Origin of the sequence: Billgrantia gudaonensis (assembly GCF_900100195.1) — a bacterium.
In the GTDB taxonomy this organism is placed as follows: domain Bacteria; phylum Pseudomonadota; class Gammaproteobacteria; order Pseudomonadales; family Halomonadaceae; genus Halomonas; species Halomonas gudaonensis.
In genome coordinates, this window is sequence record NZ_FNES01000012.1 from 61,285 (window position 1) to 75,222 (window position 13,938).

13 protein-coding genes are annotated in these 13,938 nt (G+C 67.6%); 7 read left to right on the forward strand and 6 right to left on the reverse strand.

Annotation, left to right across the window (positions count from 1 at the left end; translation table 11 throughout):
- Positions 1-25: 25 nt before the first annotated feature.
- The gene (locus tag BLP96_RS14055; RefSeq protein WP_089687222.1) at positions 26-394 is read right to left on the reverse strand and encodes a glutaredoxin family protein; all 369 of its coding nucleotides are present in this window, start codon (positions 392-394) and stop codon (positions 26-28) included.
- 60 nt (positions 395-454) lie between these two features.
- Positions 455-2,782 carry a mechanosensitive ion channel family protein gene (locus tag BLP96_RS14060; protein WP_089687323.1) on the reverse strand — a complete coding sequence of 776 codons (2,328 nt, stop codon included), beginning with the start codon at positions 2,780-2,782 and terminating at the stop codon, positions 455-457.
- Between the two features lie 133 nt (positions 2,783-2,915).
- Between BLP96_RS14060 and BLP96_RS14065 the strand changes: the two genes are divergently transcribed.
- Complete coding sequence (locus tag BLP96_RS14065; protein WP_089687224.1) at positions 2,916-3,932, forward strand: amidoligase family protein; 1,017 nt, start codon at positions 2,916-2,918, stop codon at positions 3,930-3,932.
- Entirely contained in the window at positions 3,929-4,603 is a 675-nt protein-coding gene (locus tag BLP96_RS14070) for a gamma-glutamyl-gamma-aminobutyrate hydrolase family protein (RefSeq protein WP_089687226.1), read from the forward strand. The genes BLP96_RS14065 and BLP96_RS14070 overlap by 4 nt, the downstream gene beginning before the upstream one ends.
- Positions 4,604-4,654: 51 nt before the next feature.
- On the opposite strand, the gene BLP96_RS14075 is transcribed toward BLP96_RS14070, so the two are convergent.
- On the reverse strand, positions 4,655-5,086 hold the full coding sequence (locus tag BLP96_RS14075) for an OsmC family protein (RefSeq protein WP_089687230.1): 432 nt from the start codon (positions 5,084-5,086) through the stop codon (positions 4,655-4,657).
- Positions 5,087-5,237: 151 nt separating this feature from the next.
- On the opposite strand from BLP96_RS14075, the gene BLP96_RS14080 reads away from it, so the two are divergent.
- A complete protein-coding gene (locus tag BLP96_RS14080; RefSeq protein ID WP_089687231.1) occupies positions 5,238-6,125 on the forward strand; it encodes an aldo/keto reductase in 888 nt (295 codons plus the stop codon).
- 3 nt (positions 6,126-6,128) lie between these two features.
- On the opposite strand, the gene nfi is transcribed toward BLP96_RS14080, so the two are convergent.
- A complete protein-coding gene (gene nfi / locus BLP96_RS14085) occupies positions 6,129-6,812 on the reverse strand; it encodes a deoxyribonuclease V (protein ID WP_245682263.1) in 684 nt (227 codons plus the stop codon).
- A 75-nt stretch (positions 6,813-6,887) separates the two neighbouring features.
- Between nfi and BLP96_RS14090 the strand changes: the two genes are divergently transcribed.
- From BLP96_RS14090 to BLP96_RS14100, 3 genes are all read left to right on the forward strand, one after another.
- A complete protein-coding gene (locus BLP96_RS14090; RefSeq protein ID WP_089687236.1) occupies positions 6,888-8,150 on the forward strand; it encodes an exonuclease SbcCD subunit D in 1,263 nt (420 codons plus the stop codon).
- Positions 8,147-11,452: an AAA family ATPase gene (locus BLP96_RS14095; protein ID WP_089687238.1), complete on the forward strand. Its 3,306-nt coding sequence runs from the start codon at positions 8,147-8,149 to the stop codon at positions 11,450-11,452. Before BLP96_RS14090 ends, BLP96_RS14095 begins: the two co-directional genes overlap by 4 nt.
- Before the next feature lie 91 nt (positions 11,453-11,543).
- Complete coding sequence (locus tag BLP96_RS14100; RefSeq protein ID WP_089687240.1) at positions 11,544-11,957, forward strand: gamma-glutamylcyclotransferase family protein; 414 nt, start codon at positions 11,544-11,546, stop codon at positions 11,955-11,957.
- A 16-nt stretch (positions 11,958-11,973) separates the two neighbouring features.
- On the opposite strand, the gene BLP96_RS14105 is transcribed toward BLP96_RS14100, so the two are convergent.
- Positions 11,974-12,393, reverse strand: coding sequence for a SpoIIAA family protein (locus BLP96_RS14105; protein ID WP_089687242.1), 420 nt, complete (start codon positions 12,391-12,393; stop codon positions 11,974-11,976).
- A gap of 346 nt (positions 12,394-12,739) precedes the next feature.
- Between BLP96_RS14105 and BLP96_RS14110 the strand changes: the two genes are divergently transcribed.
- Positions 12,740-13,327, forward strand: coding sequence for an NAD(P)H-dependent oxidoreductase (locus BLP96_RS14110; RefSeq protein ID WP_089687245.1), 588 nt, complete (start codon positions 12,740-12,742; stop codon positions 13,325-13,327).
- Between the two features lie 102 nt (positions 13,328-13,429).
- On the opposite strand, the gene BLP96_RS14115 is transcribed toward BLP96_RS14110, so the two are convergent.
- Positions 13,430-13,789: a DUF1428 domain-containing protein gene (locus BLP96_RS14115; protein WP_089687325.1), complete on the reverse strand. Its 360-nt coding sequence runs from the start codon at positions 13,787-13,789 to the stop codon at positions 13,430-13,432.
- Between the last annotated feature and the right edge of the window lie 149 nt (positions 13,790-13,938).

The following is a 13,938-nucleotide window of genomic DNA, read 5'->3' on the forward strand; positions in this document are numbered from 1 at the left end:
CCATCGCGTCTTGATGCAAGACAACTCAAGTGGCGAAGCGTCGTCTGAGGTAGTCGCGGATCGCCGCCACGCCCAAAAGCCAGTCGTCCTCGCCACCGTCATGGGCGATCCGCAGGCAGGGCACCTCGATCCGGCCCGTCGCCGCCTGCAGCGCACGGCGATGTTCGGGGTCGATCTGGACGTCACGCACCGCGATGTCGAGCCCCAGCCGCGTGATCTCGCGGCGAACCTGGATGCTCTCCGGCGAATTGCGCGACTGATAGAGCGCCAGAGCACGACACTCGCTGTCGACACGCGCCTGGGCGTCGGGGTCGCGAGCCACCTCCTGGGTCGTGCCCAACTTGCGGGCCACCCATTCGACCGGCGCCAACAGAATCTTGAGCGGAGACGTCATGGCTACCTCCCTTTCCGGCCTTTGCTTCGACAGTCGCGACCGGCAATCGGCTCGCAAGGCCTACCCCGGATCGGGTGAAGCACCGCGGGCACTGACGTCACCCTGCGGATCGGCAACGCCCGCTTCGCCGCGCTCTCGGCCCGCGGCATCTCGGGCACCCTGGGCATCGCCCCATTCGGCGGAGCCATCCAACCGGCCGCCGCCATGACCCTCCATGGCGACGCTCAGACGCGGTACGCCCAGGTCGACGCCCTGCTCTTCCATGCGCTGCTTGAGCAGCAGGTTGAAGGCCCGTGCCACGTCCCACTGCATTTCCGGCGCGGTGCGAAAGCGCATGCGCAGGATCGGACAGCCATCCTCGAAGGCATGGATGCCCTGCATCTCCAGCGGCGACCAGATGTAGTGGCGCATCATCGGATCCTGACGCAGCGCCTGGGCGGTTTCCTGCATCAGGGTGATGGCGTCGTCGATCTTCATCTCGTAGGGAATGCGGATCTTCATCAGCGCGATGCCGAACTGGCGCGACATGTTGTGGATCGACTCGATGCGGCTGAAGGTGATGATGTGCACGATGCCGTCGAGGTCACGCAGGCGCACGGTACGCAGGGTCAGCCCCTCCACCGTGCCCATGTGGCCGTTGATCTGCACGAAGTCGTCCACGGCCAGCGAGTCCTCGATGAGGATGAAGATACCGGTGATCAGATCCTGCACCAGGGTCTGGGCGCCGAAGCCCAGCGCCAGGCCGATGACACCGGCACCGGCGAGCAGCGGGGTGACGTTCACGCCCAGGTTCGCCAGGCCGACGATGGCGGCGATGATCACGATGGTGGCGAAGATGACGTTGCGGATCATCGGCGTGATCGTCTGGGCGCGTGCCTGATTGACCCGCCGCCCGCGGGAACGCGCCGACGAGACCAGCGCCCGCTGAATCGCCGTATCGGCGAAGATCCATGCCAGCCATGCCAGCAGCACCGTCAAACCGATGGCCAGCAGCGCCTGGCCGATGCGCGCACTGGCCACCGCCTGCTGCCCCACACCGAACAGCGAACCGCCCCACACCTGCAGCGATAGCTCGACGAAGGCCACCCAGGTCACTGCATGCGAGAGCGCATAGCCGAAGCGCTCGAGGCGCTTGCGATAATCGCTGAACCGTCGACGTCGTGTGCGCCGCTCGCCATGACGGCGAATCAGCCCGGAGACCACCAGGGTGAGCACCAGCAGTGCCGCGGAGATCACCGAGCGCGCCAGCGCCGTGCCCACGTCGCCCACGGTGACGAAGATCGCCAGCAGCGAGCCGCCCACCATCAGCAGGGCCGGCACGTGCCACAGGCCGCCCAGCACGCGGATCACTTCGGCCTTGCTGCCACTGTCGCGGCGCTGACGGTAGGGCCGGTTGCGGATCAAGTGCTCGATGGGGCGCTTGAACATCAGGATGAAGCGCATGGAAAGCAGTGCCGCCAGCATGTTGGCCAGCACCGAGCCGAGCCCCGCCAGCTCGGCACCGATCACCGCGGCCAGACGCGCCGAGTTGAGCGCATCGCCCAGGGCGATCAGCGCGCCGATCACGAACAGACGGCGCAGCCCACGCTGCTGAATGATGCGCACGGCGTTGAAGCGATGACCGCGGGTGAACACCGAGACCACGCACTCCACCACGACCGACAGAGTTCGTCCACACAGCGAGACATAGGCGATCACCAGCGCCAGCGAGCGACCGGCACTCTCCGGCAACAGCTGGGCCAGCCCCAGCACCAGCAGGAACGCCAGCGCCCAGGGCAGCATGCGGCGCAGGAAATGCACTGCGAGCAGCCAGCCGCGAGGTTCGCGGGGCAAGTCGAGCGGCCAGCGACGACGGCGAGCCAGCATGCGCCCCAACGCGATGAGGATCACCAGCAACCCCACCCAGATGCCCAGCAGCACCAGGCTCTCGATGGCCAGGCGCATCAGTTCGCTGGGCCCGATACCCAGCACCAGATCGCGCAAGTCCTCCCACCCCCGTTGCAGCTGACGGCGCCAGTCGTCGACCGGTGACTCTCCCGACTCCGCCTGCTCCCCGAGGTCGTTGAGCGTTTCGGCCAGGGCTCCCAGCAGTCCCTGCGGCGACGCGATGGGCGAGCCTTCGGCCTGCTGGGCATGGACCTCACGCAGCTCGCGCAGGTTGGTCAGCAGCCGCTCGCGCTGCTCGCCATTTTCGAGGGTGGCAATCACTTCATCCAGCGAGCGCTGGAAAGCCTCGGGATCATAGTCCTCTTGCGACGAGCCATTCTGGCCCAGCGCCTGTAGCGGTAGCGACTGAGCCACCGACGGGCTGGTCAGGCCCAGTGTCAGCCCTCCCAGCAGCAGCAACAGGAACAGTCGGCTGGCGCCCAGGCGCCCCCAGGCGAGCATGGCATGCAAGCGTTCACCAGACATGGGCTCTTCGTCCTTTCCTAACGCATGACGACACAAGCGTTTCGCTGGATTCGTCACCCCTTGACCGATAGGCTGGCGGTGACCGTCAGTTGTGGAACAGGATGCCCGCATGTCACCGCAATCACCACCCGAAGCCCGTAACTTCGAGGGAAAGAACCGCAGCGTGGGGGTGGAGATCGAGTTTGCCGGGCTTCCGCCTTGGGAAACCGCCGAACTGGTTCGTGGCTGTTTCGGCGGCACGATCCACGAAATCAGTCCCCACCGGCTGCGCGTGGTGGAAACCCGCTGGGGCGACTTTCTCGTCGAGCTCGACACTCAGTACGCGCATCCCGACGAGAAAGTGCTCCATGAGGCTCCCAAGCGGGACACCGAGTGGGAGCGTCAGCGCCATCAGATGCGGGTGGATTTCCACAGCAAGACCCGCGAGCTGATCGGCGACGTGGTCACCGGCCTGGTGCCGACGGAGATCGTCTGCCCGCCGGTTCCCTGGGATGAGCTGGACAGCCTGGATGCCCTGTTCGCCGCGCTGTTCGCCCGCGGCGCCAAGGGCACCGATGCCAGCCTGCTGTATGGCTTCGGCCTGCACCTCAACCCCGAAGTGGCAAGTCTCGAGGTGGCGCACATCGTCGATCAACTGCGTGCCTACCTGCTGCTGGCCGAGTGGCTGCGCAAGGAGATCGACATCGACATCACCCGCGAGGTGCTGCCCCACGCCAACCCCTTTCCCAAGGATTACGCGCTGAAGGTACTGGATCCGGGCTATGCCCCGAGCCTGGACGATTTCATTGCCGACTACATCGAGTTCAATCCCACGCGCAACCGCGAGCTGGATCTCTACCCGCTGCTCGCCTACCTGCGTCCGGACTACCCCCACGAATTGTTCTCCGACAAGCTGGTCAAGCCCCGCCCCACTTTCCATTACCGACTACCCAACGCCCAACTCTCCCTGCGCGGCTGGGGGGCCGTCACGGAGTGGAATCGCTGGGTGGCCGTGGAGCGCCTCGCCGCCGACCAGGCAACGTTGCGCGAGCGCGCCGCCCGCTACGTCAGCTATCACACCCAGTCGCCACTGGTGCGTGCCTTCCAATGGCTGAGCGACTGGCTGCGTCGCCGGATCACCTCATGACGCGACCGCACATCGGCATCACCACCTCAGATCACAAGAGCCGCATCGCCTGGTGGTTCGACTGGTTCGCCGTTTGGCGCCACGGCGGTCGACCGTTGCGTCTGTCGCCGTCGCGCCCCGTTCCCGCACGGCTGGACGGATTGATCGTCGGCGGCGGCGACGACATTCAGGCCCACCTGTACGGTGGGGAGGTGCAGCTCGACGTACGCGTCGACCCCGAGCGCGATGAGCTGGAGCTCGACCTCCTGGACACCTTCATTCCCCTCGGCACGCCCGTTCTCGGCATCTGCCGGGGCGCCCAACTGCTCAACGTCCACCTCGGCGGCACCCTCGATCCGGACATCTACACCACCCACGAGGGCCTCAAGCGTCGACGCACCGTGCTGCCGCGCAAGACCGTCGACATCGTGGCCGACAGCCACCTCCACCGCATCCTCGAAGTCACCTGGTGTCGCATCAACAGCCTGCATCACCAGGCAGTACAGCGCACCGGTCGCGGCATCGACATCGTCGCCCGCGACCGCCACGGGCTGGTGCAAGGCATCGAGTCACGCGATCACGACTTCCTGATCGGCGTGCAATGGCATCCGGAATGGCTGATCTTCAACCGTCCCCAGCAGCGCCTGATTCGCGCCCTGGTGGACGCCGCCCGGCGTGCCGGTTCGACGTGAAACGGCCCCTGAGCGGGGCCGTCGTGGAAACGAATGCGCGACTTTCGCACGTCACGCCTCGAGCTTGGCATCCAGGGTGATCTCGGCATTGAACAGCTTGGAAACCGGGCAGCCCTCCTTCGCCTTGTTGGCAGCATCCTGGAACGCCGCCTCATCGGCGCCGGGAATGCTGGCCCGGGTTTCCAGATGCACTTTAGTGATGCTGAAGCCCCCGGCGTCCTGCTCCAGCGAGACCGTCGCCTGGGTACCGATGCGCTCCGGCGTCAGCCCCGCCTCGCCCAGCACCATCGACAGCGCCATGGAGTAACAGCTGGCATGGGCCGCACCGATCAGCTCCTCGGGGTTGGAACCGGCCGTCCCCTCGAAGCGCTGAGCGAAATTGTAGGGGATGTCCTTGAGCACGCCGCTCTGAGTGGATACCTGGCCCTTGCCATCCTTGAGGCCGCCTTGCCAGATCGCACTGCCTGTCTTGTTGATGCTCATGTCGACTCCTTGTGTTGTCGGGGATGAGGCGTTGCCACTACACCATAGACCATGGGGATGACAGGCTCCGGTGACAAGGGTGCATTGCCGACACGCTCCTGCCCCACCACAATGGATGGACCCCATCGCCACTGCCGAAGGTCCGCCACTCATGTCGCCTGCCACCGCTCGTGTCACGCTTGCCGCCACTGCCTACGAACCCGCCGTCGAGCTTCCCGCCATCGGCCAGGGCACCTGGCACATGGGCGAAGGGCTCACGCCTCGCCGTGACGAAGTACGTGCCCTGCAGCAAGGGCTCGACCTCGGGCTCACGCTGATCGATACCGCTGAGATGTACGCCGACGGCCGTGCCGAAGCGGTGGTGGGAGACGCCCTGGCCGGCCGACGCGACGAGGCCTTCCTGGTTTCCAAGGTCTATCCCTGGAATGCCGGGCGCGACTCGGCCATCGCCGCCTGCGAGCGCAGCCTCGCGCGCCTGCAGACCGACCGTCTCGACCTCTACCTGCTGCACTGGCCGGGCAGCGTGCCACTGGAGGAAACCCTCGAGGCCTTCGAGCGCCTGCGCGAAGCCGGCAAGATTCGTCGCTTCGGCGTTTCCAACTTCGACGTCGACGAACTGGCGGCGCTGCATGCCCTGCCCGGCGGCGAGGCCTGCGCGGTCAACCAGGTGCTCTACCACCTCGGCTCGCGGGGCATCGAGCACTCGCTGCTACCCTGGCAGCGCCAGCGCGGCATTCCCGCCATGGCCTACTGCCCCCTGGCTCAGGCCGGCGGCCTGCGCGACGACTTGCTCGGTCACTCCACCGTGATGGGGATCGCCGCACGCCTCGGAGTGACGCCTGCCCAGGTACTGCTCGCCTGGACGATCCGCCCCGTCGACGGCGATCGCGACGTCATTGCCATCCCCAAGGCGGCTCGCCCCGAGCACGTGGAGCAGAACGCCGCCGCCCTGCACGTGAAACTCGACGATGACGCCTACGCGCGCCTCGACGCCGCCTTTCCGGCACCGAGACACAAGGTGCCGCTGGATATTATATAAAGGTCATTGCCCCCGACGGGATGCCAGCCGGTCGGCCAGCCGTGTCGGCTCCGGCAGCTTGGTGCGGCCCAGGCAGTGGATCACCCAGTCGAGTGCCGTGGGCAACGAGATCCGGTGACCGGGAGAGACGAAGACCGGCTTAACCCCGCTGCGCGAGCGCAGCACCGCACCGATCACCTCATGGCCGTCGGTGAGCGGCGTCCAGTCGCCGCGCTCCGGGCCGGGTTCGGCATGCCGGCCGCACAGCCGCGACTTGGCCACGCCGATGGTCGGCAAGTCGAGCCACAGCCCCAGGTGGCTGGCTACGCCGAGGCGCCGCGGATGGGCGATGCCCTGGCCATCGACCATGACGAGCTGCGGCTGCGTTTCCAACTCGTCGAAGGCGCCCAGTGCCGCCGGTAACTCGCGAAACGACAGCAGCCCCGGAACATAGGGCATGCGCGTCGGTTCGCGATGCACTACCCGCTCGACGACCGTCCACTCCCGCTCACTGCCGCGGGGCCAGGCCAGCACCACCACCGCCGCGCGGGTGATCGCGCCCGACTCCTCGAAGCCGATGTCCACTCCGGCGATATGGCGCACCTCGGCGAGGCGATCGGCCCGTTCCACGCGACCGGCCAGTCGTCGCTGCAGGGCGATGGCCTCGGCCGGGGCCAGGTTCCAGTCGTGCAAGGGGCTGGTCGTCATGAAGGCTCCCTGAATCGTCGGCGTCCCTCGGGTTAGACTACGGCTTTTGCCGAGTGATGGAACACCGGAGGGGCCATGCTCACACTGATCCACACCGCCGACTGGCACCTCGGTCAGAGCTTCCACGGCCAGGAGCGCCATGCCGAGCATCGCGCCTTCCTCGCCTGGCTGCTCGATACCCTGGAAGCGCGCCGCGCCGATGCCCTGCTGGTGGCCGGCGACCTCTTCGACGTGGTCAACCCCTCGCTGGCCGCCCAGGAGCTGCTGTACGACTTCATCGTCACTGCCCACGAACGCCTGCCCTCACTCGACATCGTGCTGATCGCCGGCAACCACGACAGCGGCAACCGCATCGAACTGCCCGCCCCGCTGATGCGCCGCCTGCGTACCCACGCCCTGGGCCGGGTGAGCTGGCTCGACGACGGCAGCCTGGACGCCCAACGCCTGCTGGTACCGCTCACCGATGTCACCGGCGAGACCCGCGCCTGGTGCCTGGCGTTGCCCTTCCTGCGCCCCGCCGAAGTCACCGGCCGCGGCGGCCAGGCCGAAGGCGACGCCGGCGAAGCGCCGAACGACTACCTGGCCGGCATCACCCGCGTGCACGAGCAACTGATCGCCGCCGCACGCCAGCGCCGCCAGCCGAACCAGGCGCTGGTGGCCATGAGCCATGCCCACCTGCGCGGCGCCGCCGTCTCCGAGGCCAGTGAGCGGCCCATCGTCATCGGCGGCGAGGAATCGATCTCCGCCGCGCTCTTTCCCGCCGACATCGCCTACGTGGCGATGGGGCACCTGCATCGCGCCCAGCAGGTCGGCGAGTCGCGCATCCGCTACAGCGGCAGCCCCCTGCCGCTGGACTTCAGCGAGACGCACTACCCCCACCAAGTGGTCGAGGTCCGGCTGGAAGGCGCACGACTGGCCGACATCGAAACGCTGCCCGTGCCCCGCCCGGTGGCCATGCACCGCATCGGCCCCGCACCGCTCGAAACGGTGCTCGCCGAGCTCGAAGCCCTGGAGCACGACCCAGCGCTGGATAGGCAGCACTGGCCCTGGTTGGAGGTGCGCGTCGCGCTCGAAGCCCCGGTTCCCGACCTTCGGGCCAGGGTCGAAGCCGCGCTGAAAGGCAAGGCCGTGCGCCTGCTCCGGCTGGAACGTCGCCTGCCGCGAAGCGAGGACGGAGCTGCGCCGGCTCGGGTCGATCTCGAGGCTCTCGGCCCTCGCAAGCTCTTCGAGCGTACCTGGCAGGCTCGCTGGGGCGAACCGCCGGATGAACGGGTACTGGCCGACTTCGACCGCCTGCAACAGGAGGTGCTGGACGATCAAGGGGATGAACGCCGATGAAGATCCTCGCCCTGCGCCTGGCCAACCTCGCCTCCCTGCCCGGCCCATTGGAGCTGGACTTCACCGCGCCGCCGCTGGCCGAGGCGGGGCTGTTCGCCATTACCGGCCCCACCGGCGCCGGCAAGAGCACCCTGCTCGATGCCCTCTGCCTGGCGCTCTTCGGCAGCACGCCGCGGCTGCGTCAGGCGCCGGGTCGCGAGGCGCCGCTGCCCGACGTAGCGGGCGAGACGGTGAACACCGCCGACCCGCGCACCCTGCTCCGCCGAGGCACCGCAGGCGGCCATGCCGAGGTGGACTTCCTGTGCCGCGACGGACGCCGCTACCGAGCCCGCTGGGCGGTGCGGCGCGCCCGCCACAAGGCCGACGGCCGGCTCCAGGCCGCTGAGCAATCGCTCACCGACCTGGAAGACGAGCGCCTGCTCACCACCCAGAAGCGCGAATTCGACCGCCTGCTGCCGGAGCGCCTGGGGCTGACCTTCGATCAGTTCACCCGCGCCGTGCTGCTCGCCCAGAGCGAATTCGCCGCCTTCCTTCAGGCCGACGACAACGAGCGCAGCGACCTGCTCGAACGCCTGACCGGCACCGCAGAGTATTCAGCGATCTCCATGGCCGCCTATCGCCGCGCCCGCGAGGCCAAACGAACGGTGCACGCCCTCGAGGCCAAACTCGCCGACGACCTGCCCGCCGAGCCTGAAACGCGCAGCGAACTGGAGCGCAACGCCGAGGAAGCCGAGGTCCGGCTCACCGACGTACGGCAGGAGGCCAAACGTCTGGAGGCGCAGCAGCAATGGCACGCCACGGACGACCAACTGCGCCTGGCGTACGACGAGGGGTACCAACGAAAGCTGGCGGCCGAAAGCGAATGGCAGGCGCTGGCAGGCGCTCGCACCGACCGGCAATGGCGCCGCCTGCTCGCCCCTCAGCGCCATCGCCTCATGCGCCAGGCCGAACTGCCCGGCGAGATCGCCACGCTGGAGGAGAGCCACGCCGCCACTTGCCAAGCGCTGGAGGAAGCCAAGTCCCAGCAGCAGACCGCCACCGAACGGCAAGACCGGGCCGAACGGGCGCTGAATGAAGCCATCCAGGCGCGTCAACGAGCCGAACCCGCCTTGCGCCAGGCCCGCGAGCATGCCCAGGCACTCGCCACCCTCGAGCATCAGTTGGCCGAATCCGAAAAGACCCGCCAGGAACACGAACGCCAGGCCGCGCAACTCGCCGAACGGCGCCGGCGTACCGAAGACGAACAGCAGCAGCTCATTCGACGGCGCGACCGATGGCAAACCGCCCAGCGCCAGTTGATGGGCAATCACGAGACACTGGAGCGCGCCCGCCAGGCGATCCAACACGACCGGGAACGGGCCGCCGCATGTGGCCTGGCCCTCGGCCAGCTGGCCAGCCGTTGGCAGGAGACGCGCCGCGCCGAGGAGACACACCGCCAGCTTAACCGGCGGATCGAGGAAGACGAGCGGCGCCAGGCACGGCTTCGGGAACGGGGCCAGGCGGCTCGCCAACGTCTCGACTCGGCCCAGGCCCACTTAGACAGCGTCTCCGCCCTGATCGAACGTAGCCGCGCCGTGCGCAGCGAAAGCGTGGCGACGTTGCGCGAAGGCCTCCGCGAGGGCGACCCCTGCCCGGTGTGCGGCGGCCTCGATCACCCCTGGCGCCACCAGCCCCCGGCCACCCCCGAAGCGGCCCAACTCGCCGCTCAGCAGAAGGCGGAAGACGAGCAACTGACCCAAGCGCAGCAGCAGCGCGACCAGGCCCAGCAGGAGCGCGACGAACTGTTGGGCGAGTACCGTGCCCTGGAGACCGCACTGGCGCAGCGGCGCAACGACCTGAAGGAAGTGGAACGGCGCCTGGCCGATGCCCGGCAGACACTGGCCGACCATCCGCAGCATGACGAACTGGCCGCCATCGACGCCGCCGAGCGCGACGTCTGGCTCGCCAATCGGCAGCAAGCCTGCGAGGCGGCACAACGGCGCAACGCAGAGACGCTGCAGCAGTTGAGCCAGGCCGAAGCCGAATTGGCCCCGCTGGAGGACGAACTGCGCCAGATCGAGCTCGCGCTCACCCGGCTCCAGGCACAGCAAACGGCTCTCGACGACGAACGGGCGAAACTGGCCGACCGGCTCCCTCCCCTGCGCCAGCACCACGACGCGACCCGTACCGAACTCGAGGCCCTGCTCGGCGATCACCCCTCGCCGGACGCCTGGCAGCAACGGTTGGACCGGCATCAGGAGCAGGCACGCCAGGCGCGCGACGAGGCCCAGATGCATTGCACTGCCGCCCAGCAAGCGCACCAACGCCTCGCCCAGCAGGCGCAACACGAGGCTGAACGACTCGCTCGGCTTCGCGATGAGCAGCGAGCGTTGGAGCGCGAACTGACCGAATGGCGCCAGGCCCACGCCGAGCTAGACGACGCCACCCTGGCGCGGCTGCTCGCCCAGCCGGAGGACGAGGCCGGGCGCCAGGAGCAGCAACTGGACGCGGCCGAGGCGGCGCGCCAACGCACCCACGCCAGCCTAGCCGAGCGTCGAACGGCGTTGATTGCACACCGTCGCGACCAGCGGCTGGCCGACGCCGACACGGGCGACGAAACCCTGCTGCAAGAAGAAGTGGAGGCCGAGATCCAGCGCCGCCGGACAGCACTGGACGAAGCCCGGAAGGCCCTGGCACCACGGCTCGAGGAAGCCCAGCAGGTCCGCGACGAAGCCATTCACGCCCTGCGCGACGACGACCGACGCCGGCAACGTCAGCAAGCAGCCCAGGCCGAGTTGAAAGCCGCTCGGCACGAGCATCGCCGCTGGGGCCGGATCGACGAGTTGATCGGCTCCGCCGACGGCAAGACCTTCCGGCGCATCGCCCAGGCCTACAATCTCGAGCAGTTGCTGGAGCACGCCAACCTCCACCTGGCCGGGCTGAGCCGCCGCTACCGGTTGATTCGCGGCGGCAGCGAACTCGGCCTGCTGGTCGAGGATCGAGACATGGCCGACGAACGCCGCTCGGTGCACTCCCTTTCCGGCGGCGAGACCTTTCTGGTCTCGCTGGCCCTGGCGTTGGGGTTGGCCTCCATGGCCTCCGGCGAGCTGACGATCGAGTCGCTGTTCATCGACGAGGGTTTCGGCAGCCTCGACCCGCAGTCGCTGGCGCTGGCCATGGAAGCCTTGGACGGCCTGCAGGCATTGGGCCGCCGCGTGGGGGTCATCTCCCACGTGCAGGAGATGCACGAACGCATTCCGGTCCAGATCCAGGTGCAGCCAGAGGGCAACGGCACCAGCCGAGCCAGGCTGGTCAGCACATGACCGTTCCGGAGGCACGTCGGACCCTATCGCGAGTCCAACATGGGCGACCGGGACCGAACCCGACGACGACGCATTCAGGAGGCCCTTGACGATGCACACCCCAGCCCTCGCCGTTACCCGTACCCCACTGGTGGCCGTCTACGGCACCCTCAAGCGCGGGCTGCGCAACCATCACTGGCTGGAAGGCGCCGACTATATCGGCAGCGATACCCTGACCGGCGCCACCCTCTACGACCTAGGGCCCTGCCCCGGCGCCAAGCTCGAACCCTCGAACGGGATCGAGGTGGAGGTGTACCGGGTCGATGCCCGCCTGCTCGCCGGCCTCGACCGCCTCGAAGACTACCGAGTGCGCCGGCCTTCGACCGGGCTCTACGACCGCACCATCCACCGCACGTCCTACGGCGCCGCCTGGCTCTACCTCTACAACCCCGACGTCACCGGGTGTCCGGCGATTCGGGAGGGCGGATGGTGGCCGGGCCACGCTGACCCGCGAAGCCTGGGCTGAAGCAGACTCGGCGACATCAAGCGCCGTGGTAGCCATCTTCTTCCGGGTTCGCATGGTCCCCCTTGGGCAACTCGCCGACCCATTGCTTGGCGGCGGCATACTCGCGGTGGGGGAAGGTACGCACCTCCAACGCCCTGAAGAGCCGATCCTCCAGGTGGGCGACATGCTTGATCCACTCCTTGTCGGTGATCACGGCGGCGCGATGGTAGCGATCGAGGTCGCCGAGCTGAGTCAGGCCGTAGCCGAGATCCTTCAGCAGAGCGGTGAGGGTCATCCAGCGCAGGTCGTCGAGCTCGACCAGCAGGCTGACGCGAGGGTGGCTGCGCTTGGCAGCTTCGATGGCGTCGATGGCCTGCTGCAGCTCCCGGGCCGTGACGACCCCGCCGACCTTCATGGCCACCACGTGTTCCGCCGGGTGGGTAATGAACTCCAACATAGTGGTCTCCCTGGAGTCATGAACAATGGGCGCTCGTCCGTCAGGCGTCGACGCAATGCCTGCCCTGTCGCCACGGACACGCTTATTGGGTGTGGCGCACCAGGAAGAGTTCCAGCATCTCACGCCTGGGCGTCGCGATACCGCTGTTCGTAGCGTAGTTCAGCCCGACCAGGTGGCCTCCCGAATGCCGCGCCCCGCGGCTGCACCGCCGAGCTCAGGGACACACGAACGACATGGCGATGGCAGGAACGAGACGGCCAGCTGATATCGATCAAGTCCGAGTTCTCACCGTACGGCTAGGCTGACTATCAGGCCCTCCCTCAGCTTGCCTCGAGAACCCGCCGCCATGAGCCAACGAATCCTGATCCTGCAAGGACACCCCGACAACGGTACCACCCACCTGTGCCATGCACTGGCCAACCGTTACCGCAACGGCGCCGAAGAAAGCGGCCATGACGTGCGCCAGATCGACCTGGCAACACTCGAGTTTCCGCTGCTGCGCAGCCCGCAGGAGTGGAAAGAATCTCCACTACCCACATCGCTGGCGGCTGCACAGCAGGACATCGGCTGGTGCCGACACCTGGTGCTGTTCTTTCCGCTGTGGCTTGGCGACATGCCAGCCATGGTCAAGGCCTTCCTGGAACAGGCGTTGCGCCCCGGCTTCGCCTTCGAGTACGTAGAGGGCAATCCGCTGGGCAGGAAAGGCCTGACCGGGCGTTCGGCGCGGGTGGTGGTGACCATGGGCATGCCGGCACCGATCTACCGCCACCTCTACCGGGCCCATAGCGTCAAATCGCTGGAGCGCAACATCCTCGGTTTCGTCGGTATGTCACCGGTTCGCGAAACGCTGATCGGCAGCGTCGAAACGATGAGCGATGCCACGCGCGACAAATGGTTTCGCAAGCTGCATGTCCTCGGCGCCGAGGCCCGATGAAGCCGCGAGCCTGGCTGCACGGACGAGGCAGACAGCGGGACGTAGCGGCACGGCGTATCAGGTTCCGGTTACAGCCCTCACGGTGAGCGGACATGGGCGAGCTCAAAGCCGAATCCGCTCCATGAACCCGCCCCAGAACAGCCTCTCGACGTCGAAGGGCAGCTTGGCGTGGTCCACCATGTCGGCAAGGCGCGGGTCGTTCATGACCTGCTCCAGAATGCGGTTGCGATCCTCGCGGGAAGCGTAGCGTACCCAGGCGAAGATCACCGTTTCGCCAGGCTCGAGCTCGACGTTTTGCGAAAACGAAGCGCGCTCTCCGGGGCGCAGGTCGTCGCCAACGCACTCGACGTACTCCAAGGCGCCGTACTCCTTCCAGATCTCACCGGCTCGACGGGCCAGGCGCAGGTAATCGTCCAGGCGGCCGAGGGGTACCGGTATGACGAAGCCGTCGACGTAACTCATGGCATCCTCCTCGGAGGGTTGCGGGCGGTGGGTGAACATCGCGAACGTCCAACTCCATTGGAGTGGCTTCGGTCGATTCACGTTCCCTTCCCCACCGCGGATCCACACCCGTCTCCCCTCGCCCCGGCATCGTGGTAGGCTCGGCATCA

Coding starts and splice junctions, on each gene's coding strand:
- BLP96_RS14055 (WP_089687222.1), bottom strand. CDS start 394: ATGACGTCTCCGCTCAAGATTCTGTTGGCGCCGGTCGAATGGGTGGCC.
- BLP96_RS14060 (WP_089687323.1), bottom strand. CDS start 2,782: ATGCTCGCCTGGGGGCGCCTGGGCGCCAGCCGACTGTTCCTGTTGCTG.
- BLP96_RS14065 (WP_089687224.1), top strand. CDS start 2,916: ATGTCACCGCAATCACCACCCGAAGCCCGTAACTTCGAGGGAAAGAAC.
- BLP96_RS14070 (WP_089687226.1), top strand. CDS start 3,929: ATGACGCGACCGCACATCGGCATCACCACCTCAGATCACAAGAGCCGC.
- BLP96_RS14075 (WP_089687230.1), bottom strand. CDS start 5,086: ATGAGCATCAACAAGACAGGCAGTGCGATCTGGCAAGGCGGCCTCAAG.
- BLP96_RS14080 (WP_089687231.1), top strand. CDS start 5,238: ATGTCGCCTGCCACCGCTCGTGTCACGCTTGCCGCCACTGCCTACGAA.
- nfi (WP_245682263.1), bottom strand. CDS start 6,812: ATGACGACCAGCCCCTTGCACGACTGGAACCTGGCCCCGGCCGAGGCC.
- BLP96_RS14090 (WP_089687236.1), top strand. CDS start 6,888: ATGCTCACACTGATCCACACCGCCGACTGGCACCTCGGTCAGAGCTTC.
- BLP96_RS14095 (WP_089687238.1), top strand. CDS start 8,147: ATGAAGATCCTCGCCCTGCGCCTGGCCAACCTCGCCTCCCTGCCCGGC.
- BLP96_RS14100 (WP_089687240.1), top strand. CDS start 11,544: ATGCACACCCCAGCCCTCGCCGTTACCCGTACCCCACTGGTGGCCGTC.
- BLP96_RS14105 (WP_089687242.1), bottom strand. CDS start 12,393: ATGTTGGAGTTCATTACCCACCCGGCGGAACACGTGGTGGCCATGAAG.
- BLP96_RS14110 (WP_089687245.1), top strand. CDS start 12,740: ATGAGCCAACGAATCCTGATCCTGCAAGGACACCCCGACAACGGTACC.
- BLP96_RS14115 (WP_089687325.1), bottom strand. CDS start 13,789: ATGAGTTACGTCGACGGCTTCGTCATACCGGTACCCCTCGGCCGCCTG.